1 protein-coding gene is annotated in these 570 nt (G+C 66.7%); it reads left to right on the top strand.

Annotated features, from left to right (window positions below; genetic code table 11):
• Positions 1–109: 109 nt before the first annotated feature.
• Positions 110–570 (top strand): hydroxymethylglutaryl-CoA lyase (locus NZU74_20710; protein ID MCS6883746.1); only part of this gene is annotated, 461 nt, incomplete at its 3' end.

Raw genomic sequence — 570 nt, 5'->3', positions numbered from 1 at the left:
AAGACGCTGTTGGGGAAGACGGATGAAGAGATTAGGGAGCTGAGATTGGCCGGGGTGATATGAGGTTGCAGGTTGAAGGTTTGTCCTTGGGTTCTCTTTGGTGAAGGACGTGTCTGAAACTATCACCGTCTGCGAGGTCGGGCCGCGCGATGGGCTGCAGAACGAGCACGCTCACCTGAGCGTGGTGCAGAAGTGCGCGCTGGTGGACGGGCTGGTGCGCGCCGGGGTGCGGTACATCGAGCTGGGCAGCTTTGTCCACCCGAAAGCCGTGCCGCAGATGGCCGACACCGAAGCCGTCTTCGCGCACGCGCTGGCGCGCCATCCGCAGGTGCGCTTCACCGGGCTTGTCCTGAACGAGCGCGGCTACGAGCGTGCGCTGGCCGCCGGCTGCCGCGCCCTCGCCCTGGTCGTGATTGCGAGCGAGACGTGGAGCCGGCGCAACAGCAACCTGAGCACCGTCGAAGCGGTGGCGCTGTGCAAACGCCTGCTGGCCCGCGCCAAATCGGATGGCGTGTGGGCGCGCGCCTACCTCTCCGCCGCGTGGCATTGCCCGTACGAGGGGCCGACGCC

The sequence above is a fragment of the Chloroflexaceae bacterium genome, from assembly GCA_025057155.1.
GTDB lineage: Bacteria > Chloroflexota > Chloroflexia > Chloroflexales > Chloroflexaceae > JACAEO01.
Note: the sequence above shows the minus strand (reverse complement) of the source record. Positions and strands in the feature narration are given on the sequence as shown.